Source organism: Shinella sp. S4-D37, from assembly GCF_040812195.1.
Classification (GTDB): domain Bacteria; phylum Pseudomonadota; class Alphaproteobacteria; order Rhizobiales; family Rhizobiaceae; genus Shinella.
Window position 1 is genome coordinate 1,558,723 of the sequence record NZ_JBFNXL010000005.1, and the last position, 24,742, is coordinate 1,583,464.

Consider the following 24,742-nt stretch of genomic DNA (forward strand, 5'->3'; position numbering starts at 1 on the left):
GGCTGGCGAAGCTGGCCCGGTTTTTCGTTGGGGGGAGAGTTTATGGGTGAGGATCATACCGGCCACTGCCTGTGCGGCGCGGTGCGCTTTCGGACCAGCGGGCCGCTGCGCGAGGTGATCGCCTGCCATTGCAGCCAGTGCCGGCGCCAGACCGGGCATTTCTACGCGGCGACCAACGTGCGCGACGAGGCGCTGGCGGTCGAGGGCGGGGAGAACGTCACCTGGTATCGGGCGAGCGACACGGCGGGACGGGGCTTTTGCCGCACCTGCGGCTCGGCCCTGTTCTGGAAGGGCGACAATACCGACTATACCTCGATCATGGCCGGCACGTTCGACCAGCCGACCGGGCTGGCCATCGGCAAGCACATCTTCTGTGCCGACAAGGGCGACTATTACGAGATCGAGGACGGCGTGCCGCAATATGCGCAGGGCCATTGAGGCGCGCCGCTTCTTTCCGGACCTCTTCTACTGCACCAGCGCCGGCCGCCGGCAGGAGACGCCCGTCACGCGGATATCCGCCTCGCCGATGCGCACGCCGGCGACGACCAGGAGGTTGTAGAGCAGGTCGTCGACCGCCGGTGTCGCGGCGGCGAGCGTGCTGCCGAGCGATGACGCGATGCCCGGAACGCCGATCGACAGGCCGAGCAGCTTTACGTCGATGTCGAGGTCGAGATTGCCGAACAGGGTCCGCACGGCAGAGGTGAGGGTATGCCGCGTCGAGACGGATTTCGTCGTCCCGTTGGCGATCTCCGTCGGCGTGTAGGTGAGGCGGGTCCTGCCGAGGTTCTTCGCCTCGGCATGGGCGATCGCCTCGATGCCGAGGAGGGCCGAATCGACGATTCGGGCCTTCACGACGCGCGCCTCGTCGGAAAAATCCGAGAGCACGGACGGATCGACCGTGCCGATGGCCACCTCGGCGACGCCCGGCACCGCATCGATCACCACATTGGCATTTGCCGGCGTGCCGCCGAAGCAGCGGATATCGCTGAGTTTGGCCTCCGAGGCCGCGACCTCGACATAGAGCGGCAGCTTGATGCGCAGGCCGGCGAGCGCGGCAAGGCCGTCTATGCCCACCTCGACGGAAAGCCGCGTCTGGGCGCTGCGCACCGCGCTGCCCGGTTCGCCGAGCCGGTGCGCGGGCGTTTCCACCGGCGGCTCGCCGATCGCAAGGTTCACCCTGACCGCGGCAAGGCCGGGCACGGCCGTGCCGAGGTCGAGCGCCACCTGGTTCGTGCCGTTGGCGAGCGCGGCCGCCGATGTGATCATCTGCAGGGCGTTGATCGACATTTTCCAGTCGCCGCCCGTCGCCACCGCAAGACCCTTCTTCGGATCGAGGTTGAGGATGCGCGAGAGGGGAAGCTTCACCCTGCTGCCGGCCGTCGCCTGCTCGATGAGCCGCAGCGCCGAGCGCACCGGCCCGGACAGGCCCTCCACGGCGCGCATGGAGGCGAGGAGCTGCGGCATGGTGATGCCGGCCTCCAGCACGTCCTCATAGGTGCCGGCGGTCAGGTCGAGGTCCGTCGCGACCGCCTTCAGGAAGGGATGGACGGAAATGTCGGTATCGACCAGCGCCCGGTAATCCATGACCTTGAGGGAGAGGTTGGTGCCGAGCATTTTGCCGAGCACGGCGTTCAGGATGCCGTCGTTGAGGCTGGCAAGCCGCGTGCCGATGGAAAAGGCCGCCGTCTTGGAGCGGGCGGCCGCGCCGGTCGCCGACAGCAGCGGCGGATGGGGCGTGAAGAGCGTTGCGACGAAGAGGTCCGAGGCGCGGGTCAGCGTCACGCGCGCGGCGTCCGCATCGGCGCTTGCCGGCTTGAAGCGGTCCTCCGGCGCAATGTCCGGATCGGCGGTGTAGCGACCGCGCTCGACGAGCGCGGTCGCCGGCGTCGCCCTGGAATTGATCGCCGTGACGACCGCCGGGATGGTGGTGCCGTCCGTGCCCGTCACCGCGACGGGGAGGTGGTTGAGCGCGAAATAGCCGGCCGCGGATTTCTCCGCGCTGGCGATATCGGCGGCGGCGGCGATGGCGGCAAGGTCGGCTGCGGCCTGCAACTGGCGCTGCTGCACGGTGAGGTAGCCGTAGTCGACGCCGAGGGCGAGCGAGAAGATCAGCAGCGGCAGGCTGATGGCGGCGAGCGTGCCGATATTGCCGGCGCGGTCGGGAAGGAGGGCGCGGGGGCGTCTCATCGTCACAGCCCTCCGACGCGCACGGTGGAATAGCGCTCGATCCTCTGGCTCGGCAGGGCGAAGGTGAAGAGGTTCCAGATCGGCAGGTCGCCGGAATCATAGACGATCCTGACGGTGAACTGCTCCGGGTTGGACGGGTCGTCGGTGACGTCCACCTGCATCCGGGCGCGGTCGAGGAAGGCATAGTCGAAATGCGAAGCGTTGAGATAGTGGTTGACCAGCAAGATGCGTTCGGCCGGGTTGAGGCCGGCGACTGCGGTGCGGGCGGCATCGGCCGCCACCTGCTGTACCGCGTGGGTGACGCTGAGATAGATGCCGTAGGCGATCAGCGTGAAGAGGATGAGGAAGAACAGGGGGGCGATGATCGCGAATTCCAGAGCCGACGTTCCGGCTCGGTCCTTTATCAGGTTCGGCAGCGTGCGCATGACGTCTCCTCCTTGGGACTGTCCGCTGACAAGGTCTTCGCGCCTCTCACGGAGGTGCATCCATACGGTGCGCCTCGCGGGTTAATTTTCTCCTATTAATTGAATTATATCAATTTAATATATGTAGGGTTGCAGCCGATTGTCTTCCTCGGCCGCGACGGCGCAGGCCGTCCGGCCGTTGCGGTGTCCCGCAAGGCTCAGGAGCGGCGTTGCGAGGAAAATCAGGAGCCTGCGGCCATCAGTTCCGCGTGGGAATTGAAGAAGCGCTCCAGGCCGTACTGCTTGCCGAACATGATGTCGTGCTGCAGGAAGCGGAAATCGCGCACCAGCGGGTCGATCGTCTTCTGGCGCGCCCAGCCGGCCGTGGCGCTGCCCTTGGCGTCGATCAGCATGTAGCGGTCGATGACGCGCAGCCTGTCGTGCACCGCGCCGAGGAAGCCGGTGTAGTAGGGATGCTCGAAGCCGGCTTCCTTGAGGACATGGTAGGAGAGGAAGGCCGGGCTGATCGTGCCGATCTCCTTCTGCGCACCCGTCTTGTTCGACCAGATGACGAGCGGGGTCTCGTGCTCCCTCTTCATCTGTTCGGCAGAACCCTTGCGCGAGGCGGTGACGCTCTTCATGTAGCCGGAATTCTTGTAGACCGTGTTGAGCGGCGGCAGGTGGTCGCCGAAGACGACGATGATCGTCTCGCGGTCGCGCGCGCTCGCCCAGTCCATCAGCATCTTCAGGCTGCCGTCGGCTTCCTTGACGCCCTGGGCGTAGCTTGCCAGCATGCGGTTTTCGCGGGCGTCGAGCCTGCCGTCCACCTCGATGTCGGTCTTGGCGTAGCGGCCGTCGTCATAGGGGCCGTGGCCCTGCAGCGTGACGGTGAAGAAGAAGAACGGGTCTTCCTGCATGTCGGCCTGGCGGATGAGTTCGCGGGTCAGCGCCTCGTCCGAGGTGAAGTTGCCGCGTTTTGCGAGCGGCGGCATCTTGTCGACGTCCTTGAAGGTCTCGAAGCCGAAGGCCTTGTAGACGCTGGTGCGGTTCCAGAACCAGCCGGAGAAGGGATGGATGGCGCGCGCCGTGTAGCCTTCCGCGCGGAAGAAGGTGGCGAGCGACGGGATCGGCTTGCGAACATATTGCTGGTAGGGGATCGAGCCCGTCGGCAGGAAGGCGTTGGAGAAGCCCGTCAGCGCCTCGAACTCGACATTGGCGGTGAGGCCGCCGAATTCCGGCGAGAAGACGTTGCCGCCCTGGTTTTCGCGGATGACGGGCATCGGATCGGCCGAGAGCTTCACGCTGTCAAGGCGCGTCGGATCCCACAGCGATTCGCTCATCACGACGATGACGTCGGGCTTGGAGCGGTGCGTGGTGCCGGCCGGCATGGGCTTCGAGGGGATCTTGTCGATCGCCTCGGTCATGTAGCCGGCGGGGGCCTGCACATTGGCCATCGGCAGGTTGATGGCGAACGCCATGACGAAGCCGTTGTGGCGATAGTTCTCCGCCTGGTCCCACATGATCGGGAAGACCTTCAGCCGGTCGCGCATCCAGGAGAACTCGTTGTAGTCCATGATGGAGACGAAGCCGGCCAGAAGCGGCAGCGCGACGGCAAGCCGCGTCAGGCGCTCCTTCCCCGTCAGCGGCCGGAAGCGGCGCCAGGCGAAGACCCAGAGGCTGACGAGGCCGACGACCGAGGCGAGGACGGCGACGGCGAGGAGGGCGGCCGTCCACGGCCGGTCCTGCACGAGCACCGGCATGAGCTCCAGGATCTGGCGGCCGAAGAGCAGGTCCGTCGGATAGAGCGGATCGGTGAGGAACACCTGCTTCTGCTGGGAGATGATGCCCATCAGCACGACGAGCGGCGAGACGAGCAGGACGGCCTTGTGCTGGCGGCCGATCAGCGCGTCCACGGCGAGGTACAGCACGAAGAAGACGCCCGTCGTGGACCAGGCGGGCTGTTGCAGATTGGTGAAATAGTTGCGCACCTGGGCGAGCGAGCCGCGGGTGATCCATTCGACGACGAGGACGGTGAGGAACGCGAGAAGGGCGGAAACGGCCAGCGAACGCAGGACGGCAAGCGCCTTGGCGTGGCGTGCGAGGAAGCCCGCCGAGACGGCGCGTTCTTCGGTTGCATCGATTGCCACGGCTGCGGAGGTGAACAGGGCCAAGGCCGTCTCCAGATTTCATGAAAGTTTCGTGTATCTGTCATACGGATGTCATCTTGAACAGAAGATGAATGGTTTCGAGAACGTTCGTCCCCCGCTTTGGTTCCCCCTTCGCCGGGCGCCGTCGTGCCGGGAACCCTTTGAAAACCGGGGGCTTGCGCCGAAAGCGCCGGCAAAGGCGCGGCGCTTCATTCCCAAACCGTCCGTCATGCTCTAAAGAGCTTGTCGACTGTTCGAGAGTGCGACAGCGACGCGCGGCCGCAGGCTCGGACACCAGAGGAGATGGGTCCGCAGACATGACTTCCGATCGAGACATGACAGATCAGGGCAGGGCGACGCTGCGCATCGCGGTTGCGCAATTGAACCCGACCGTCGGCGACATCGCCGGCAATCTCGCCAAGGCCCGCGCCGCCCGCGAGGATGCCGCCCGGCAGGGGGCGGACCTGCTTCTGCTGACCGAACTCTTCATCTCCGGCTATCCGCCGGAAGATCTCGTGCTGAAGCCGGCTTTCCTGAAGGCCTGCCGGCGCGCCGTCGACGATCTTGCCGCCGACACCGCCAGGGGCGGTCCCGGCGTCGTCATCGGCTTTCCGAGGCAGGACGAGACGGGGCGCTACAACGCGGTCGCCGTCCTCGACGGCGGCAAGGTGATCGCCGTGCGCGACAAGGTGGACCTGCCGAACTACGGTGAATTCGACGAAAAGCGCGTCTTCGACCAGGGCGCGATGCCCGGTCCCGTCAATTTCCGCGGCGTGCGCCTCGGCATTCCGATCTGCGAGGATATCTGGGGCGATCTCGGCGTGTGCGAGACGCTGGCCGAGAGCGGCGCGGAAATCCTGCTGTCGCCGAACGGTTCGCCCTATTATCGCGGCAAGGTCGATATCCGCCACCAGGTCGCGCTGAAGCAGGTCATCGAGACCGGCCTGCCGCTCATCTACGCCAACCAGCTCGGCGGCCAGGACGAGCTGGTCTTCGACGGCGCCAGCTTCGCCTTCAATGCGGACAAGTCGCTCGCCTTCCAGATGAGCCAGTTCGAGGAGACGATCGCGCTGACCACCTGGAAGAAGCGCGCCGACGGCTGGGTCTGCGACGGCGGGCCGGCGTCGCGCATTCCCGAGAGGGAGGAGGCGGACTACCGTGCCTGCCTCCTCGGCTTCCGCGACTACGTCAACAAGAACGGTTTCAAGAATGTCGTGCTCGGCCTGTCGGGCGGCATCGATTCGGCGATCTGCGCGGCGATCGCCGTCGACGCGCTCGGCGAGGAGCGGGTGCGCTGCATCATGATGCCTTACCGCTACACCTCGAAGGATTCGCTGAAGGATGCGGCCGATTGCGCCCGGCTGCTCGGCTGCCGCTACGACATCGCGCCGATCGAGCCGCCGGTGACCGGCTTCCTCGCCTCCCTCTCGGAACTTTTCGAGGGCACGGAGGAGGGCATCACCGAGGAGAACCTGCAGAGCCGCGCGCGCGGCACCATCCTCATGGCGGTCTCCAACAAGTTCGGCTCGATGGTCGTGACCACCGGCAACAAGTCGGAAATGTCGGTCGGCTATGCGACGCTCTATGGCGACATGAACGGCGGCTTCAACCCGATCAAGGACCTCTACAAGATGCAGGTCTACGCGATCTCGCGCTGGCGCAACGGGCATGTGCCGCCGGGGGCGCTCGGGCCGACGGGCGAGGTGATCCCGCAGAACATCATCGACAAGGCGCCCTCCGCCGAACTGCGCCCCAACCAGACCGACCAGGATTCGCTGCCGCCCTATCCGGTGCTCGACGATATCCTCGAATGCCTGGTGGAACTGGAGATGAGCACCGAGGAGATCGTCGCGCGCGGGCATGACGCGGCGACCGTGCACCGCATCGAGCACCTGCTCTACATCGCCGAATACAAGCGCCGCCAGTCCGCGCCGGGCGTCAAGATCACCCGCAAGAATTTCGGCCGCGACCGGCGCTATCCGATCACCAACCGCTATCGCGACCGCAGCTAGGGCCGCCGGGAAGCGGGGGCGGATGAAATTAAGCATTCGCTCACCAGGCCGTTTAAGCGATTTTTGCCGTCTGTCCGCTAGCCTTCGTTCAACAATGCCGGGGAAACCGGCGGGGGGCAGCGGGCAGGGAAACGGATGACGGACAAGACGCAGGCTGGCCGCGCGAGGCGGCGACGTGGGGTTGGTTTGGCGATACGGGCGGCGGCGGCGATGATCGTCCTGCTGTTCGGCGTCGCCAATTATCTCGTGCTCGACCATGCGATCGAGCGGGCCGACAGCTTCGTCGCCCAGACCGAGCGCACGCTGGTGCGCAACGAGTTCAGCCACCAGATCGACCAGGTGGTGCAGTACCAGAGCCAGATGTCCTTCTGGGACAAGACCTTCGAGGAGCTGAAGGCCGGCATGCCGGGCGATGTCTTCGTCAGGGACCAGATCCGTGACTGGATGTGGTCCGATTTCGGCTTTTCCTGGATGATCTTCACCACGCCGGGCGGCGAGAAGGTGCTCGGCGTCCACCGCGGCGAAAAGGTCTCCGAACGCAAGGCGCGCGAAAAACTGCATTGGGTGAGCGACCTCACGCTCAAGGCCGAGCGGGCCTACCGGGGCGCGCTGACGCCCGGCCCCGGCGGCTGGCAGGTCGAGCGCGCCTGGGAGGATCCCGACCTCCTGACGCCGTCGCTGCCGGAGATCCACGTCTCCGGCATGCGTCTCATCGATAGCGTCATGAGCATCGTGGTCGTGCAGGCGGTCATTCCGAAATCGCTCTACATTCCCGCAAGCCGGCTGCAGCCGACGCTGCTGATCACCGTCAAGCCCGTCTCGCAGAAGATGCTGGCCAACACCGAAGAGCGCCTCGGCGTGCACGATCTCGGCTTCTCGCCCATCGTGACGCAGGAACCGGGCCTCGTGATGACGCCGGTCGGCGCCGACACCTACAATCCGATGGTCGCCTCCTGGCGGCCGAACATGCCGGGCGCCTTCGTCTGGGAATCGGCGCTGCCGCAGATCGCGATATTCGTACTCGTCTTCGCCGGCGTCATGCTCTTCGTCACGATGCGGTTTTCCGCGCTGGTCAAGGCGCTGCAGCGCAGCGAGGCGCAGAATGCCTTCCTCGCGCGGCACGATCCCCTGACGAGCCTGAGGAACCGCAGCGGCTTCGACGAGGAGGTGCGCCGCGCTATCCGCAAGGGCGAGAACCAGCCCTTCGCCATCCTCGCGCTCGACCTAGACCGGTTCAAGGCCGTCAACGACCGGCACGGGCATGCCGCGGGCGACGCGGTGCTGCAGGCCGTCGCCCGGCGCTTTTCCGACCGCATCGGCACGCTCGGCTCGGTCGCGCGGCTTGGCGGCGACGAGTTTTCCGTGCTGCTCACCGGCGCCTTCAGCCGGCAGGAGCTGCTCGACCTCGCCGAGGGCCTCGTGCGGGATGCGCGCATGCCGATCGCCCATGACGGGCAGCTTCTGGTGATCGGCGGCAGCGCGGGCATCGCCCAGTTCCCGGACCATGGCGGCAGCCTGCACGACGTGATGGTGATGGCGGACGCGGCGCTCTATGCCGCGAAGAATGCCGGCCGCAACCGGGCGGCCCATGCCGGCGACATCGACAGCGCGGCGGTCGCCGCGGCCGGTGCGGCGCGCGCGGCGTGAGCCACGGGCGTCCCTCTCCAGAAATGAGTTGTAAGACGGCCGGATAGAGGCTTTGCTTCGCGGACATGCGTAAGGTGCCGACGGGCGGTCCGCAGGACGCGTCGGCCGGTTTGCAAAAGGAGGCATGGCATGAGCGAGGCTGCGCGGCTGGACGGCAAGATCGCCGTCGTCACGGGAGGAACGCAGGGACTGGGCGCGACGATCGCCCGGCTCTTTGCCGAGCGGGGCGCGGCGGGCCTCGTCATCTGCGGGCGCAATGCCGCCAAGGGCGAGGCGAAGGCGAAGGAGATCTCCGGCGCGACGGGTGTCGCGACGCTCTACGTGAAGGCCGACCTCGGCGCGGTGGAGGATGCGCGCGCCGTCATCGCCGCCTGCGACAAGGCTTTCGGCCGGGTGGACGCGCTGGTCAACGCCGCCGCCATCACCGACCGCGGCACCATCCTCGACACGAGCCCGGAACTCTTCGACCGCATGTTCGCGGTCAATGTGCGCGCGCCCTTCTTCCTGATGCAGGAGGCGATAGGGGTGATGCGGCGCGAGAAGACCGAGGGCACCATCGTCAATATCGGCTCGATGTCCGCCAAGGCCGGCCAGCCCTTCATCTCGGCCTATTGCGCCTCCAAGGGCGCGCTGGAGACGCTGACCAAGAACACGGCCTATGCCGTGCTGCGCAACCGCATCCGCGTCAACGGCCTCAATATCGGCTGGATGGCCTCGGAGGGCGAGGACCGCATCCAGCGCGAATTCCACGGCGCGGCCGACGACTGGCTGGCCAGGGCCGCGGCAAGCCAGCCCTTCGGGCGACTGGTCGATCCGGCCGAGGTGGCGCGGGCCTGCGCCTATCTCTCCTCGGCGGAATCCGGCCTGATGACCGGCTCGGTCATCTGCTTCGACCAGTCGATCTGGGGCGCCTATGACGGCTCGCCCCATCCGGACGCGCCGCTGTGAGGCGCAGCCAGGGCGATGCATGGCGCGGGCGGGCTTGATCGCGCCTGCAAGCCATGCGCATATCCTGCGCGTCAGGTGCCCGCTTCGGCGGGAGAATCGGGAATCCGGTGCGGGCGAAAAGCCCAGGTCCGGAACGTGCCCAACGCTGTGACGGGGATGGCTCGCACCATGAAAGCTTGAATCGATTCAGGCTTTTGCCACTGGTTGTTCAACCGGGAAGGCAGGTGCCTGCCGCGTGACCCGAAGTCAGAAGACCGGCCTGGCACGATAGACCGAACCGCGCGGACGGCGGCAGGTCGTGACGCGTTGTTGGGGAGATGACGATGCGAAGCGAACCCTTGGACCAAGAGCAATTCCGGCAAAAGTGCGAAGCGGCTTTGCGTCCGGAATTGCGAAAGACGGAGCCGGAGCGTTTTCACGATCCGAAGGAGAGCGGACACGCGCTCGTCCGGGCCGGCGCCTTTTCCCGTGCGGAAAGGCAGGCCGTCTACCGTGCCATCGAGACGCGCCGCGACGTGCGCGACCAGTTCCTGCCCGATCCCTTGCCGGACGATCTCGTCGGCCGCCTGCTGCAGGCCGCCCACAACGCCCCCTCGGTCGGCTTCATGCAGCCGTGGAACTTTCTGCTGGTGCGCGCCGAGGCGACGCGGCGGGCGGTGCATGCGGCCTTCCTGAAGGCCAATGGCGAGGCGGCGGCGATGTTCGAAGGGGAGCGGCAGGCGCAATACCGCGCGCTGAAGCTGGAGGGCATCCTGAAGGCGCCGCTGTCGATCTGCGTGACCTGCGATCCGACCCGCGGCGGCGCGGTGGTGCTCGGCCGCACGCACAATCCGCGCATGGACGTCTATTCCACGGTCTGCGCCGTGCAGAACCTGTGGCTGGCGGCGCGGGCGGAGGGCGTCGGCGTCGGCTGGGTCAGCATCTTCCACGACAGCGACATCCGCGCGATCCTCGGCATCCCCGTCCATGTCGAGATCGTCGCCTGGCTCTGCGTCGGCTTCGTCGACCGGCTCTATAGCGAGCCGGAACTGGCGGTGAAGGGCTGGCGCCAGCGCCTGCCGCTGGAAGACCTGGTGTTCGAGGAACGCTGGCCGGAAGAGGGCGTCAGTTGACGCCGGCCTCCACCGGACGGCCGAGATCGATGGCGGATTCGTTGGCCGGCAGGAAGACCGGGCCGACCGTGCGCACCTTGCTGGTGGCCGGGTCGTAGTCGCGCTCCTCGACCTGCGCCGGCAGCTTGACCGGCGCCTCCTCCTTCTTCGGCAGGGTGCGGATGGTGGTGATCGAGCCGCTGTCGGCGTCATCCCCCGTGCCGGAACGGGCCGTCTCGGCATCGTCGCCCTTCAGCGCCTTCTCGCGCTTGATCATCTCCTGGTAATAGGCCGAGAGATTGCAGCCGCAGGCGCCGGGCTTGGAGAGGTCGCGCGTGCGGTAGGAGAAGGCGTTCGGCATTTCGTAATAGGGCCGGCCGGTGACCGTGGAGGTCATCTGCTCGGTTTCCTGGCCGCTCGTCATCGACTGGTAGAACAGCTCCGTCTGCGTCTCGGGGCACATCATCGCGCAGACCTTCTGGTCGCGGCGGAAATCGAGCGGGGTGGCGCCCGACGAGATCGGGAAGAACCCGCCGTCGCAGGTGCGCACGCAGACGGTGCGCAGGTTGCCGTGGCCGTTGCCGCCGCCGAGCGTGCGCAATGGCAGGCGCTCGCTGCCCTCGGGCGCGGTGCCGAGGGGCAGGGTGCGCTTCTCGTCGAGCGTGCGCAGCGTCTCGGTCGCCGCGATGGGCACGACCTTCGCCTTGCCGTTGCAGCCGTTGGTCTCCAGCAGGGCGGCAAGGCGGTTGCGCTTGCCCTGCGAGGAGGTGCCGCCGGCAAATTCGCGGCGCTTCCCGTCGAGGATCTGGAGGTTGCGCTCCATCTTGCCGATCACGGTCGCGAGCGTGTGGCAGGCCTCGGCATTCGCGCCGCCGAAGACGATGATGCTGCCGCCCGAGCAGCCGAGGCGGCGCTGGTCGCTTTTGGCCTTGCGAAGCTGGATGTTCTGGCGGGCGATCGCGCCGGCATATTTGCGGGCGCTCGCGGTGTCGACAACCACCTTCGGCAGGTTGGCAAGCTCCGCCCGCACGCGCTCGCAGACCTCCGCCGCCGCCGTGCCGCCCGACAGAAGCAGCGGCAGGCCGGCCGCAATGGCAAGGAGGAGGCGAAGGCGCCCTTTCAAATCGTCGATCCCTTGAGTGGATGGCCGCAATCCGGCCGCGTCAGGCTTCCATCATAGGCCGTGGCGGGGGAAGCGCAACGTGCTCCCGCATTTGTGATTAACGCGGCTCCCGGAAATATGATTTTCATATTCATGTTTTTGGCCGCGCCCCGCAATTGATCTCCCCTGGGCCTTGGTGTAGCACTCTCGACAAACTCAACAGCCGGTCCGCGCCCTTGCCCGCGCATCCGCCCCTGGCGGAAACCGGCCCTTGCAGGCAGGTATTCATGCGGATCTCCTCCATCTTGCTCAGCCCCTGGTACGCGCTCCAGCTCGCGTCCGGCGCAAAGTCCTTCGCTGACAATCCCATCATCGGCAGCAAATGGCTGAACCGGAAGGGCCTGCACGAGAAGCGCGTGTCGCTCGCCATGCGCATGGCCGCCTGGCGCCGCAGGAAGCTGGAGCACCTCGTCGCCCCGGACCATCGCCGGCAATATGCCGAGAACGGCTTCGTGAAGATCGAGGATTTCCTGTCGCCGGACGTGTTCGCCGCGGTCACCCGCGAGATCGCCGAGCGCGACTTCGAGCGCTACGACATGCTGCAGGGCGACACCGTCACGCGCCGCGCGATCATCGACGACAGCGACCTGGAAAGCCTGCCGGGCTTCAAGGCGGCGCGCAACGATCCGCGCGTCACCAATCTCCTGCGCTATGTCTCGTCCCATGCCGGCCAGCCGCTGCTCGTCGTGCAGGTGGTGATGGCGCTGCCCTCCGTCATCACGCAGGGCTCCACCGACCCGCAGACCGCGCTGCACAGCGACACGTTCCAGCCGACGGCCAAGGCGTGGCTCTTCCTGCGCGACGTCGGCGAGGAGGACGGCCCGTTCGCCTATGTGCCGGGCTCGCACGAGATGACGCCGCAGCGCCTCGCCTGGGAGCGCGGCATCAGCGAGAATGCCGATGCGATCGAGAACAAGTATTCCGCCCGCGGCTCGCTGCGCGTCATGCCGGACGAGCTTGCCGCGCTCGGCTACGGCCAGCCGGTCAAGATGACGGTGAAGGCGAACACGCTGATCGTCGCCGACACGCACGGCTTCCATGCCCGCAGCCCCAGCTACAAGACGACGACGCGCATCGAGATCTACGGCTCGCTGCGCCGCAATCCCTTCCTGCCGTTCACCGGCCTGCACATCGCCTCGCTGCCCTTCATCGCCTCCGGCATGAACCGGCTGATCATCTCGGCCATGGGGTTTCGCGCGAAGCTCGGCCTCAAGGGCTCGCCCTGGAAGGATGCCGGCCGGGGCAAGGCCGACGAATGGTCGAAGCGGCTGAAGCAGCCCTCGGCCTGAGCCTTTGAAAACGGACGAGCCGGCCTGCGCCCTTGCAAGGCGGCCGGTTCGTTCCTAGATTTCCGGCAACGCAATGCCGACCGGATGGTGCACCATGGATTTCGACCCGACCGCAAACCGACTTCGTTTTGTCCTCGGGGAAATCCGTATCCATGCCGCATTCCATCACCCTTTCCAAAATCCGCTGGTCCACGCCTGACGGCCGCGCCCTTCTTTCCGATCTCGACCTGACCTTCGGCGCCGAGCGCGCCGGCCTCATCGGCCGCAACGGCGTCGGCAAGACGACGCTGCTGAAGCTCGTCGCCGGTACGCTTGTGCCGCAATCCGGCACCGTCAGCGTGAACGGCACGCTCGGCCTCCTGCGCCAGATCGTGCAGGTCGACGCGCAGGAGACCGTCGCCAGCCTGTTCGGCATCGTCGAGGCGCTCGACCTACTTTCCCGCGCCGCGCACGGCGAGGCGGACGCCGAGGCGCTTGCCGACGCCGACTGGACGCTGGAGGCGCGGCTTGCCGCCGCCCTTGCCCGCGTCGGGCTGGAGGCGGAGCCGGAAACGCCGCTGGCCGCGCTCTCCGGCGGGCAGCGCACGCGGGCGGCGCTCGCGGCCCTCATCTTCAGCGAACCGGACTTCCTGCTGCTCGACGAGCCGACGAACAATCTCGACCGCGACGGGCGGCGGGCGGTCGTCGATCTCCTTGCCGGCTGGCGGGCGGGCGCCGTCGTTGTCAGCCACGACCGCGAACTGCTGGAGATGATGGACGCCATCGTCGAGCTGACGACGCTCGGCGCCACCCGCTACGGCGGCAACTGGAGCGCCTATCGCGAGCGCAAGGCGCTGGAGCTTGCCGCCGCCCGCCGCGACCTTGCGGATGCGGAAAAGCATGCCGCCGAGGTGGCGCGCACCATGCAGACCGTCGCCGAGCGCAAGGCGCGCAAGGACAGCGCCGGCCGCCGCAAGAAGGCGCGCGGCGATATCCCGCGCATCATGCTGGGCGCCATGAAGGAGCGCGCCGAGCTGACGAGCGGGGCCAATGCGCGGCTTGCCGAGGACCGGCAGGCGCAGGCCGGCGAGGCGGTGGCGACGGCGCGCGGACGCATCGAGGTCCTGGAGCCGCTGGCCGTCGCCGTGCCGCCGACCCGTCTTGCCGCCGGCAAGACGGTGCTCCGGCTAGACGCCGTCACCGCCGGCTACCGGCCGGAACGCCCGGTCATCCGCGACCTGTCCTTCACCATGACGGGGCCGGAGCGGGTGGCCGTGACGGGGCCGAACGGTTCGGGCAAGACGACGCTTCTCGCGCTCGTCACCGGCGCGCTCGAACCCTCACGGGGCAGCGTGCGCCTCTTTGTGGATGTCGCCATGCTCGACCAGAAGGTAAGCCTGCTCGATCCGGCCCTGTCGATCCGCGACAATTTCCGCCGCATCAACCCGGAGGCCGGCGAAAACGCCTGCCGGGCGGCGCTGGCGCGCTTCATGTTCCGCGCAGATGCCGCCCTGCAGGTCACCGGCAGCCTTTCGGGCGGGCAGTTGCTGCGCGCCGGCCTTGCCTGCGTGCTCGGCGCAAGCACGCCGCCGGCGCTGCTGATCCTCGACGAGCCGACCAACCATCTCGACATCGAGGCCATCGAGGCGGTGGAAGCGGGCCTGCGGACCTATGACGGCGCGCTCCTCGTCGTCAGCCACGACGAGGCGTTTCTTGCGGCGATCGGCATGACGCGGCGGCTGGAGCTTGCCTCCTGAGCGGGCTGCGGCCCGCTCAGGCCGGGTTGGAGGCTTCCACCACGGCGAGCGCGGCCATGTTGACGACGCCGCGCGAGGTGACCGAGGGCGAGAGGATGTGGGCGGGCATGGCGGGGCCGAGCAGGATCGGGCCGACATGCAGGCTGTCCGTCATCGTCTTGACGACGCCGAGCGTGATGTTGGCCGCGTCGAGATTGGGGAAGACCAGGAGGTTGGCCTCGCCGGACAGCGTCGAGTTCGGCATGACGCGCTGGCGCAGGGCCTCGGAGATCGCGGCATCGCCGTGCATCTCGCCGTCCGCCTCGAGGCTCGGGTCCATCTCGCGCACCATCTCCATCGCCCGGCGCATCTTGAAGGCGCTGTCGGAATCGCGCGAGCCGAAGTTCGAATGGGAGACGAGGGCCGCGCGCGGCGTGATGCCGAAGCGGCGGATTTCCTGCGCGGCCATCACCGTCATCTGCGCGACTTCCTCGGCCGTCGGGTCGAAGGTGACATAGGTGTCGGTGAAGAAGGTGGCGCCGCGCTGCGAGATCAGCAGGCTGAGCGCGGAGAAGTCGAGCACGCCCTTCTTCTTGCCGATGATCTGGCTGACGTCGCGCAGGTGTTTCGCATAGCGCCCTTCGACGCCGCAGATCAGCGCGTCGGCCTCGCCGCGCTTGAGGGCGAGCGCGCCGATGACCGTCTGGTTGGTGCGCACGATGGTGCGCGCGGCCTCCGGGATGACGCCGCGGCGGCCGACGATGCGGAAATAGTCGTCGACATAGTCGCGGTAGCGCGGATCGTCCTCGGGGTTCACGACCTCGAAGTCGGTCTGCGGGCGGATGCGCAGGCCGTAGCGCTTGAGGCGCGCCTCGATGATCTGCGGGCGGCCGATGAGGATCGGCTTGGCGATGTCCTCCTCCAGCAGCACCTGGGCGGCGCGCAGCACGCGCTCGTCCTCGCCTTCGGCGAAGATCACGCGCTTGCGGGCGGCGTTCTTGGCGGCGGCGAAGATCGGCTTCATGATGAAGCCCGAGCGCCAGACGAAGCGGTTCAGCTGGTCGAGATAGGCGTCGAAATCGGTGATCGGGCGCGTCGCCACGCCGGTTTCCGCCGCCGCGCGCGCGACGGCCGGCGCGATGCGCAGGATGAGGCGCTGGTCGAAGGGCGAGGGGATCAGGTAGTTCGGGCCGAAGCTCGGCGTGTCGCCGGAATAGGCGCGGGCGGCGACGTCGGAGACTTCCTCGCGCGCGAGAGAGGCGATGGCGCGCACGGCGGCCATCTTCATCTCCTCGTTGATCGTGCGCGCGCCGCAATCGAGCGCGCCGCGGAAGATGTAGGGGAAGCAGAGGACGTTGTTGACCTGGTTGGGGAAGTCCGAGCGGCCGGTGCAGATCATCGCGTCCGGGCGGGCGGCGCGCGCCTCCTCGGGCATGATCTCCGGCGTCGGGTTGGCGAGCGCCATGATCAGCGGCTTTTCCGCCATGCGGGCGAGCAGTTCCGGCTTCAGCACGCCGGCGGCCGACAGGCCGAGGAAGACGTCCGCGCCGTCGATGGTCTCGGAGAGCTGGCGCTTGTCCGTCTCCTGCGCATAGACGCTCTTCCACTGGTCCATCAGGGCCTCGCGGCCCTTGTAGACCACGCCCTCGATGTCGTGCACCCAGATGTTCTCGACCTGCGCGCCGAGCGAGACGAGCTGGTTGAGACAGGCGAGCGCGGCCGCGCCTGCGCCCGAGGCGACGATCTTGGCCTCCGACAGCGCCTTGCCGGCGAGCTCCAGGCCGTTGAGGACCGCGGCGGCCACGATGATCGCCGTGCCGTGCTGGTCGTCGTGGAAGACGGGGATGTCCATCTTTTCGCGCAGCTGGCGCTCGACTTCAAAGCATTCCGGCGCCTTGATGTCTTCCAGGTTGATGCCGCCGAAGGTCGGCTCCAGCGCGGAGACGACATTGACCATCTCGTCGACCGTCGGCGCGTCGATCTCGATGTCGAAGACGTCGATGCCGGCGAACTTCTTGAAGAGCACCGCCTTGCCTTCCATCACGGGCTTGGAGGCGAGGGGGCCGATATTGCCGAGGCCGAGCACGGCCGTGCCGTTGGAGACGACGGCGACGAGGTTGGCGCGCGCGGTGTAGTCGGCAGCGGTGTTGGGATCGTCGCGGATGGCAAGGCAGGGCGCGGCGACGCCGGGCGAATAGGCGAGCGCCAGGTCGCGCTGGTTGCCGAGCGGCTTGGTCGGGTTGATCTCGAGCTTGCCGGGACGGGGGTGGCGGTGGAAGAAGAGGGCCTGCTGGTCGATGTCGCCGCTTGCCGGACCGTCCTGCGTCCGCGATTTGTCACCCGTGCTCATGATGCTCCCTGCCATATGCTGTTTTCGTTGCGACCCTTCGTTCTGCGAAACCGCCGCGCCGTGAAGTTTTCCGAGTCTTCCATAAAGCCGCAATCAGCGGTCTGTGCAATGCCTATTTGCCATCGAAAAAGGCATAGGTGTGTCATCAATCTGAAACAGGAGTCTGGTTTTCAACGGGATGAAAGCCGCCCTTTCCGACGACCACCGCGGCGGCCGGCCACCCGGAGTAAAGACGCATGACTGCGACCCTTGCCGACCCCAATGTCCGCCACTTCCGCACGCTGTTCATCTCGGACGTGCATCTGGGATCGAAGGCGGCCAAGGCGGATTTCCTGATCGATTTCCTGCGGCATCACGAAGCCGAGACCATCGTGCTCGTCGGCGACATCGTCGACGGCTGGCGCCTGAAGCGCAACTGGTACTGGCCGCAGGCCTTCAACGACGTGACGCAAAAACTCCTGCGCAAGGCGCGCAAGGGCACGCGCATCATCTACATTCCCGGCAACCACGACGAATTCCTGCGCGCGTTCCCCGGCACCCATTTCGGCGGCGTGGAAGTGGCCGACCGCATCATCCACGAGGCGGCCGACGGCAAGCGCTATCTCGTGCTGCACGGCGACGAGTTCGACGTCGTCGTGCGCCATGCCCGCGTCGTCGCCTATCTCGGCGACTGGGCCTATGACGCGGCCATCGCCATCAACGTCGTCTTCGCCGCCATCCGCCGCCGGCTCGGCCTGCCGTACTGGTCGTTCTCCTCCTGGGCCAAGCAGCAGGTCAAGACGGCGGTGAACTTCATCGGCGAATTCCAGAAGGTGGTCGTCGAGGAGGCGCGGCGCCACGACGCCGACGGCGTGATCTGCGGCCATATCCACCACGCCGTCATCACCGAGATCGACGGCATCCGCTACATCAACAGCGGCGACTGGGTGGAAAGCTGCACGGCGATCGCTGAGCATCACGACGGCGAGATGGAGCTGATCACCTGGCAGAAGCTGGCGGCGGCGCCCGCCGAGGTGGTTCCGGTCTCGCGCCAGATGCCGGCGATCGGGGTCCGCACGCCGGAGGCGGCGTAAGCCGGCGGCGGGCAGAAATAGCGGATTGGCGTACGTACATCGTCATGCTAGAGCGGTGGGCGTTCCAATCAGGTTCCCCATCCATGAATGCCCCCTCCGGTTTTACCGTGACCGCCGGCGCGCCGCCGTTCTTCGCCGCGCGCATCGCCCTCGTCTTCTGCGCGCCGATGATGGTCAACGGCATCGCGCTGCCGTTCTTTCCGGTCTGGCTGGAAACGCTGTCGATGAGCGATTTCCAGATCGGCATCGTCCTTGCCGTGCCGATGTTCGTGCGCGTCTTCACCGCGCCGGTGGCCGGCATCATCGCGGACCGGCTCGGCGAGCGCTCGATCGTGCTGCTCTGGTCGGGGCTCCTGTCGCTTCTAACGGCGCTCGCCCTGTTTGCGACCGGGTCCTTCTGGCCGGTGCTGCTGCTCTATGCGCTGCAGGGCGCCGTCTATTCGCCCTATGTGCCGATCACCGAGGCGATCATGCTGTCGGGCGTGCGGCGCTGGAATTTCGACTACGGCAGGATGCGGCTCTGGGGCTCGCTCGCCTTCATCGTCGCGACGATGATCGGCGGGTGGCTCGCCGGGCTCTACGGCGGGGCCATGGTGCTGCCGGCCATGGCCGCCGGCTTCGTTCTGACCGTGCTCGGCGCGGTGATCGCGCCGAAGATCGGCAAGCCGCGCCGCCCGTCGCCCATCGCGGCGATCGCCACCATGCCGACGAAGAGCACGCTGCGGCAGGCGGACGTGCAGTTCATGCTGGTCGGCGTCTCGCTGGTCAATGCGAGCCACGCCATGCTGTTCGCCTTCTCGGCGATCTACTGGCAGAAGATGGGGTTCAGCGGCGTCGATGTCGGCATCCTGTGGAGCGCCGGCGTGCTGGCCGAGGTGGTGTTCTTCCTCTTCGCCGTCCAGCTGCGGCGGCGCTTCGATCTCTGGTCCATGATGATGGTCGGCGGCGCCGTGGCGGTCGGCCGCTGGGTCCTCTTTCCGATGGACATGTCCTTCGCCGGCTATTTCGCGCTGCAATGCCTGCACGCCTTCACCTATGCGCTGATCCACATGAGCGCGCAGAGCCGGCTCGTGGAGCGCGTGGCGGAGGAGCAGGAGGCGGCCGCGCAGGGGCTCTATTACTTCTATACCGGCGTCTTCACCGCGCTTGCCACCTTCGTTTCGGGCTATGCCTTCAGCTGGTACGGCGTCGAGGGTTTCTACCTCATGTCGTTCGTCGCCGCGGCCGGCCTCGCCTCGGTTATCGCCGGGCGCCTCGTCGCGCCGCGCGCTCAGCCCCAGAGCGCAGGTTCCGGCGGATAGACGGTCGAGCCTTCGTAGGTGAGGCCCGGCTCGCGGTCGCGGGCAAGCAGCAGCGGGCCGTCGAGATCGACGAAATCGGCGCCCTGCGCCAGCAGCACGGCCGGCGCCATGCCGAGCGACGTGCCGACCATGCAGCCCACCATGATCTTCAGCCCGTGCGCCTTCGCCGCCGCGCGCAGCGCCAGCGCCTCCGTCAGCCCGCCCGCCTTGTCGAGCTTGATGTTGATCGCGTCGTAGCGGTCGACGAGGTTCTGGACGTCCTTCGTGCGGTGCACGCTCTCGTCGGCGCAGATCGGCACGGGGCGGGCAATCTCGCGCAGCGCCGAATCGCTTCCCGCCGGCAGCGGCTGCTCGACGAGGGCGATGCGCGCCTCGGCGCAGAGCGCCAGGTGATAGGCGAGGTTTTCCGGCGTCCAGCCCTCGTTGGCATCGAGGATGATGGCGCTTTCGGGCGCGCCGGCACGCACCGCGCGGATGCGGGCGGCGTCGTCCGCCGTGCCGACCTTGACCTTGAGGAGGGGGCGGCCCGCCTCCTGCGTCGCCTGCCGCCGCATCGCCTCGGGCTCGCCGAGGGAGAGCGTATAGGCGGTGACGAGCTTTTGCGGCGGCGCGGCGTTGACGACCTGCGCGGTCGGCACGCCCGACAGCTTCGCCTCCAGGTCCCAGAGCGCGCAGTCGAGGGCGTTGCGGGCAGCCCCCGCCGGCATGATCCGCGCCAGTTCCTCGCGGCCGATGCCGTCCTCGACGGCGCCGCGCACCTCCTCGATGGCGGCCAGCACGCCGGCGACCGATTCGCCGTAGCGCGCATAGGGAACGCATTCGCCGCGCCCTAAACGGCCCGAGCCGCCGATCGTGCAGGTCACCACCTCCGCCGTCGTCTTGGCGCCGCGCGAAATGGTGAAGGTGCCGGCGATCGGGAAGCTTTCGGCGGTGGCGAGCAAGGTGCGGCGCATGGGGCTGATCCTGACGGGCTTGAAAAAATCGAGGCGGGACGGGGCTTTTGCGGGTTCGTTCGGTGACAGACGGGCGGCGAGCCGGTAAGACAGGCGCATGTTGTCCCAAGCACGGGAAGATGCAAGAGACTTGACCGCCGCCCGTCCCCCCATCGACATCGCGATCGAAAACCTGCCTGGAAAAGGCGGGGAGGTCTGGCGCCTTTCCGGCGAATGGGTGAACACGAACGCGGTCGACGCCGGCAGGCGGCTGGCGGATATCGGCCGCGGGCAGGGCGGTGCGCTGGAAATCGACCTCGGCGACGTCACCGCCATGGACACGGCCGGCGCCTGGCTGCTGCGCCGGGCCATCACCGAACGGCAGGGCGAAGGCGGCGCGGTGAGCCTCACCGACCGCGAGGGCACGCGCTATGCCGACCTGATTTCCGCGCTGCCGGAAAGGCTTGCCGAACCCGAGGACACCGGCCGCGGGAAGGGCACGCTGTTCGAGCGCGCCTTCGCGCCGGTCGGCCGCGCGGTGATGGACGTCTGGGACGACACGGTCGCCGCCATGTTCATCCTCGGCTCGGCGGTGCGCGGGGCCCAGTTGAAGCTCGGGCGCCGCAGCGGCGTGTCGCCCTCGGCGATCGTGCACCAGATCGACCATATGGGCGTGCGCGCCGTGCCGATCATCCTGCTCATGTCCTTCCTCATCGGCGCGATCATCGCCCAGCAGGGCGCCTTCCAGCTGCGCTATTTCGGGGCCGAGGTCTTCGTCGTCGATCTCGTCGGCATCCTCCAGCTGCGCGAGGTCGGCGTGCTGCTCACCGCCATCATGATCGCCGGCCGCTCGGGCAGCGCGATCACGGCCGAGATCGGCTCGATGAAGATGCGCGAGGAGATCGACGCGTTGAAGGTCATGGGGCTCAGCCCCATCGGCGTCCTCGTCTTCCCGCGCCTCGTCGCGCTGACGGTGGCGCTGCCGCTTCTGACCATCCTCGCCAATTTCGCGGCGCTCGGCGGCGCGGCCTTCGTCGCCTGGTCCTATTCCGGCATCACCTTCGACACCTTCCTGTCGCGCCTTCGCGAGGCGATCGACCTGTCGACGGTGGTGTCCGGCATGATCAAGGCGCCCTTTATGGCGCTGATCATCGGCATCGTCGCCTCGGTCGAGGGGCTGAAGGTGGGGGGCAGCGCCGAATCGCTCGGCCGCCACGTCACCGCCGCCGTGGTGAAGTCGATCTTCGTCGTCATCCTCGTCGACGGCCTCTTCGCCATGTTCTACGCCGCGATCGATTTCTAGGGATGTCCATGGAGCAGGTTTCGGCAAAGTCGCACGAAGTGGTGCTTTCGGTCAGGGGCCTGACCGTCGGCTTCGGCAGCAACATCGTGCTCGACAGGCTCAATCTCGATATCTATCGCGGCGAGATTCTTGGCTTCGTCGGCGCCTCCGGCACAGGCAAGTCGGTGCTCATGCGCACGGTGCTGCGCCTGCTGCCGCGCCGCTCCGGCACAATCCGCATCTTCGACATGGATTTCGACAAGGCGAGCGAGGCCGAGCGGCTGGCGCTCGACATGAAGCTCGGCGTGCTCTTCCAGCACGGCGCGCTGTTCTCCTCGCTGACGGTCAAGGAGAACATCCAGGTGCCGATGCGCGAGTATCTCGACCTGCCCCAGGAGATGATGGACGAGCTGGCGCGGCTGAAGATCGAGCTTGTCGGCCTTGCCCCGGAGGCCGCGGACAAATTTCCCTCCGAGCTTTCGGGCGGCATGATCAAGCGTGCGGCGCTGGCGCGGGCGCTGGCGCTCGATCCGGCGCTCGTCTTCCTCGACGAGCCGACCTCGGGCCTCGACCCGATCGGCGCGGCGGAATTCGACGAGCTGATCGCCAAACTGCGCGACACCCTGGGATTGACCGTGTATATGGTGACTCACGACCTCGACAGCCTGTTTTCGGTTTGCGATCGCATCGCCGTTCTCGGGCAGAAGAAGGTCATGGTCGAAGGCACGATCGAGGACATGCTGGCCTTTGACGATCCCTGGGTGCAGTCCTATTTCCGGGGCAAGCGCGCGCGATCGATCGTGCGCACGACGTAAGGACGTGTCCGGGGCGACGGGTCCCGGCGGATGGAACTGCGAGCAGGATAGCCCGAAGCATGGAAACCAAAGCCAATTACGCCCTCGTCGGTTTCTTCACCGTCCTCGTCATGGCTGCCGCCTTCGCCTTCGTCTACTGGATGTCGCAATACGGCCGCGGCGGCGAGATGGCGCAGCTTGCCGTGCGCATCCCCGGCTCGGCGAACGGGCTGAGCATTGGCTCGCCCGTGCGCTTCAACGGCATTCCGGTCGGCTCCGTGCGCAGCCTTGCCATCGATGCCGACGACCCGCGCTTTTCCATCGCCATGACGGAGGTCTCCACCAGCGCGCCGGTCAAGCAGTCGACGACCGCGGTGCTTGAGGTCCAGGGCCTGACGGGCGCGGCCTATATCGAGCTTTCCGGCGGCGAGGGCGCCGACGCCAACATCCTGCGCGAGGCCTTCGACAGCGAGATTCCGGCCGTGCTGACGGCGGAGCAGTCGAGCGTGACGAACATCCTGTCGACCGCCGACAAGATCCTCAAGCGCGCCGATGCGGCGATCACCGATATCCAGGGCTTCGTCGCCGATGCGCGCGGGCCGCTGACGACGACGATCCAGAACGCCGAGCAGTTCTCCGGCGCGCTCGCCCGCAACGGCGAGAAGGTGGATCAATTCCTGCAGAGCGTCGGAGGGCTTTCGGAGACCTTCCGCAATCTTTCCGGCCAGCTCGATTCGACGCTCGCCTCGGTCGACGCGCTGATCAAGGCGGTCGATCCGAAGAAGGTCGAGGATTTCGTCGGCAATGTCGACAAGGTCAGCAGGGATATCGCGGCCGCTTCCGGCGACATCAAGACCACCGTCGAGGGCTTCCGCAAGACGGCCGAGACCTTCGATACCTTCGGCAGGCAGGCGACGGCCTCGCTCGACAAGATCGACAGCCTGATCGCCGCGGTCGACCCGCAGAAGGTCGGCGGGGCGATCAACGACATCTCCGTCGCGACCGCCGACGCCCGCAAGGCCATCGCCTCCGTCACGGGCGTCGCCGACCGCATCGGCGCGCGCGAGGAGGATATCGACCAGATCATCACCGACGTGCAGCAGATGAGCGGCAAGCTGAACGCCGCCTCCACGCGCGTCGACGGCGTGCTCGCCAAGCTCGACGGCTTCCTGGGCGAGGGCGATTCCGAATCGCTCTTCGCCGAGGCCAAGGCGACGCTGCAATCGATCAAGCAGGCGGCCGACACGCTGAACGGCCGGATCGGCCCGATCGCCGACGGGTTGCAGCGATTCTCCGGCTCGGGCCTGCGCGATATCGAGGCGCTGGTGCTCGATACCCGCCGCACGATCCAGAATCTCGACGGCGCGATCTCCGGTTTCGAGCGCAATCCGCAGCGCCTGCTCTTCGGCGGCGAGACGGTCAAGCAGTATGACGGCCGCAACCGGCGCTGACCCGGCCGCAAGGTGTGGCCCTATCCCCACAACCGCAAGGCACTGGCGGCTCAAGGCGAACTTGTCCGCCCGCGCGGCCGTGACAGCATGCCGTGCCGCTGCTACACAGGCAGGCACAAGGGTTTGAGGACGACATGACGGGTTCGGGTATGGGTTTGTTGCGGAACGGGACTGCGGCGCGCGCCGCGCTCGTCGCCGTTCTGGCGGCAACGCTTACCGCCTGCGGCAGCACGCAGGCCAAGAACGATACGTTCGCGCTCACCGCCACCGCCACCGCCACCGCCACCGCCGACGGTCCTTCGGCCAGGAGCCGGCAGATCCTCGTGCCGCAGCCCGCAGCGCTGAAGGCGCTCGACGGCGAGCAGATCGTCATCCGCCCGTCCGCCTCCGAAATCCAGTATCTCGCCGGCGCGCAGTGGAGCGACAGCCTGAGCAAGATGGTGCAGGCCAAGCTCGTGCAGGCCTTCGAGAACACCGGCCGCCTCGGCGGCGTCGGCATGCCCGGGCAGGGCCTTGCGATCGACTACCAGATCGTCACCGATATCCGCGCCTTCGAGGTGCAGACAGCCGGCGCCGATGCGGCGGTGGTGGAGATCTCGGCAAAGCTGCTCAACGACCGCAACGGCACGGTGCGGGCGCAGAAGGTGTTTCGCGCGACGGCGCCCGTCGGCGGCACTGGCAACCCGGCCTTCGTGAAGGCCCTCGACGCGGCCTTCGCCGCGGTCACCGCCGATATCATCGGCTGGACGCTGGCGGCGATCTGATTTTCCTGATGTCTTGGGGTGAAAAGGCCCCTCATCCGCCTGCCGGCACCTTCTCCCCGCAAGCGGGGCGAAGGGGAGTGCCTTGCGGGTTTCCCCAGGCAAATAACGCCATGCTGATTGGAAAGCCGTGCCCCTTGCTCCTTCGCCCCGCTTGCGGGGAGAAGGTGCCGGCAGGCGGATGAGGGGCCGCACG

Annotated in this window: 19 protein-coding genes and 1 riboswitch; of the genes, 13 read left to right on the forward strand and 6 right to left on the reverse strand. The window is 67.3% G+C overall.

Annotation, left to right across the window (positions count from 1 at the left end; translation table 11 throughout):
• Positions 1–42 precede the first annotated feature (42 nt).
• Positions 43–438 carry a GFA family protein gene (locus AB3G45_RS14985; RefSeq protein ID WP_367831326.1) on the forward strand — a complete coding sequence of 132 codons (396 nt, stop codon included), beginning with the start codon at positions 43–45 and terminating at the stop codon, positions 436–438.
• 27 nt (positions 439–465) lie between these two features.
• On the opposite strand, the gene AB3G45_RS14990 is transcribed toward AB3G45_RS14985, so the two are convergent.
• The 3 genes from AB3G45_RS14990 to AB3G45_RS15000 all read right to left on the reverse strand — a co-directional run bounded on the left by AB3G45_RS14990 (position 466) and on the right by AB3G45_RS15000 (position 4,738).
• A complete protein-coding gene (locus AB3G45_RS14990) occupies positions 466–2,187 on the reverse strand; it encodes a pilus assembly protein TadG-related protein (RefSeq protein ID WP_367831327.1) in 1,722 nt (573 codons plus the stop codon).
• A 2-nt stretch (positions 2,188–2,189) separates the two neighbouring features.
• Positions 2,190–2,612, reverse strand: coding sequence for a TadE/TadG family type IV pilus assembly protein (locus AB3G45_RS14995; protein WP_367831328.1), 423 nt, complete (start codon positions 2,610–2,612; stop codon positions 2,190–2,192).
• A 221-nt stretch (positions 2,613–2,833) separates the two neighbouring features.
• Positions 2,834–4,738: an LTA synthase family protein gene (locus AB3G45_RS15000; protein WP_367833587.1), complete on the reverse strand. Its 1,905-nt coding sequence runs from the start codon at positions 4,736–4,738 to the stop codon at positions 2,834–2,836.
• 317 nt (positions 4,739–5,055) lie between these two features.
• Between AB3G45_RS15000 and AB3G45_RS15005 the strand changes: the two genes are divergently transcribed.
• The 4 genes from AB3G45_RS15005 (at position 5,056) to bluB (ending at position 10,457) form a co-directional block, all read left to right on the forward strand.
• The gene (locus AB3G45_RS15005) at positions 5,056–6,750 is read left to right on the forward strand and encodes an NAD+ synthase (RefSeq protein ID WP_367831329.1); all 1,695 of its coding nucleotides are present in this window, start codon (positions 5,056–5,058) and stop codon (positions 6,748–6,750) included.
• Between the two features lie 135 nt (positions 6,751–6,885).
• A complete protein-coding gene (locus AB3G45_RS15010; RefSeq protein ID WP_367831330.1) occupies positions 6,886–8,397 on the forward strand; it encodes a GGDEF domain-containing protein in 1,512 nt (503 codons plus the stop codon).
• 129 nt (positions 8,398–8,526) lie between these two features.
• A complete protein-coding gene (locus tag AB3G45_RS15015) occupies positions 8,527–9,345 on the forward strand; it encodes an SDR family oxidoreductase (RefSeq protein WP_367831331.1) in 819 nt (272 codons plus the stop codon).
• Between the two features lie 56 nt (positions 9,346–9,401).
• A riboswitch (cobalamin riboswitch) is annotated at positions 9,402–9,623 on the forward strand.
• A gap of 99 nt (positions 9,624–9,722) precedes the next feature.
• Positions 9,723–10,457 (forward strand): 5,6-dimethylbenzimidazole synthase, encoded by a 735-nt coding sequence (bluB, locus tag AB3G45_RS15020; protein WP_367831332.1) that lies wholly within the window; start codon positions 9,723–9,725, stop codon positions 10,455–10,457.
• Here bluB and AB3G45_RS15025 read toward each other — a convergent pair.
• Positions 10,450–11,559: a DUF2865 domain-containing protein gene (locus AB3G45_RS15025; RefSeq protein WP_367831333.1), complete on the reverse strand. Its 1,110-nt coding sequence runs from the start codon at positions 11,557–11,559 to the stop codon at positions 10,450–10,452. The two genes, bluB and AB3G45_RS15025, sit on opposite strands and share 8 nt — an antisense overlap.
• Positions 11,560–11,825: 266 nt before the next feature.
• On the opposite strand from AB3G45_RS15025, the gene AB3G45_RS15030 reads away from it, so the two are divergent.
• Positions 11,826–12,887, forward strand: a complete 1,062-nt coding sequence (locus tag AB3G45_RS15030; protein ID WP_367831334.1) for a phytanoyl-CoA dioxygenase family protein — start codon at positions 11,826–11,828, stop codon at positions 12,885–12,887.
• A gap of 152 nt (positions 12,888–13,039) precedes the next feature.
• Entirely contained in the window at positions 13,040–14,623 is a 1,584-nt protein-coding gene (locus AB3G45_RS15035) for an ABC-F family ATP-binding cassette domain-containing protein (RefSeq protein WP_367831335.1), read from the forward strand.
• A 16-nt stretch (positions 14,624–14,639) separates the two neighbouring features.
• Here AB3G45_RS15035 and AB3G45_RS15040 read toward each other — a convergent pair whose 3' ends face one another.
• Entirely contained in the window at positions 14,640–16,952 is a 2,313-nt protein-coding gene (locus AB3G45_RS15040) for an NADP-dependent malic enzyme (RefSeq protein WP_367831336.1), read from the reverse strand.
• Between the two features lie 236 nt (positions 16,953–17,188).
• On the opposite strand from AB3G45_RS15040, the gene AB3G45_RS15045 reads away from it, so the two are divergent.
• Positions 17,189–18,025 carry a UDP-2,3-diacylglucosamine diphosphatase gene (locus AB3G45_RS15045; protein ID WP_367831337.1) on the forward strand — a complete coding sequence of 279 codons (837 nt, stop codon included), beginning with the start codon at positions 17,189–17,191 and terminating at the stop codon, positions 18,023–18,025.
• A gap of 83 nt (positions 18,026–18,108) precedes the next feature.
• Complete coding sequence (locus AB3G45_RS15050) at positions 18,109–19,326, forward strand: MFS transporter (protein ID WP_367831338.1); 1,218 nt, start codon at positions 18,109–18,111, stop codon at positions 19,324–19,326.
• On the opposite strand, the gene dgcA is transcribed toward AB3G45_RS15050, so the two are convergent.
• A complete protein-coding gene (dgcA, locus tag AB3G45_RS15055) occupies positions 19,296–20,279 on the reverse strand; it encodes an N-acetyl-D-Glu racemase DgcA (RefSeq protein ID WP_367831339.1) in 984 nt (327 codons plus the stop codon). The two genes, AB3G45_RS15050 and dgcA, sit on opposite strands and share 31 nt — an antisense overlap.
• A gap of 130 nt (positions 20,280–20,409) precedes the next feature.
• Here dgcA and AB3G45_RS15060 point away from each other — a divergent pair, with 130 nt between their 5' ends.
• The 4 genes from AB3G45_RS15060 to AB3G45_RS15075 all read left to right on the forward strand — a co-directional run bounded on the left by AB3G45_RS15060 (position 20,410) and on the right by AB3G45_RS15075 (position 24,549).
• The gene (locus AB3G45_RS15060; protein WP_367831340.1) at positions 20,410–21,561 is read left to right on the forward strand and encodes an MlaE family lipid ABC transporter permease subunit; all 1,152 of its coding nucleotides are present in this window, start codon (positions 20,410–20,412) and stop codon (positions 21,559–21,561) included.
• Positions 21,562–21,569: 8 nt separating this feature from the next.
• On the forward strand, positions 21,570–22,355 hold the full coding sequence (locus AB3G45_RS15065) for an ABC transporter ATP-binding protein (RefSeq protein ID WP_367831341.1): 786 nt from the start codon (positions 21,570–21,572) through the stop codon (positions 22,353–22,355).
• A 59-nt stretch (positions 22,356–22,414) separates the two neighbouring features.
• Entirely contained in the window at positions 22,415–23,785 is a 1,371-nt protein-coding gene (locus tag AB3G45_RS15070) for an MlaD family protein (RefSeq protein WP_367831342.1), read from the forward strand.
• Between the two features lie 149 nt (positions 23,786–23,934).
• The gene (locus AB3G45_RS15075) at positions 23,935–24,549 is read left to right on the forward strand and encodes an ABC-type transport auxiliary lipoprotein family protein (protein WP_367833588.1); all 615 of its coding nucleotides are present in this window, start codon (positions 23,935–23,937) and stop codon (positions 24,547–24,549) included.
• Positions 24,550–24,742 lie beyond the last annotated feature (193 nt).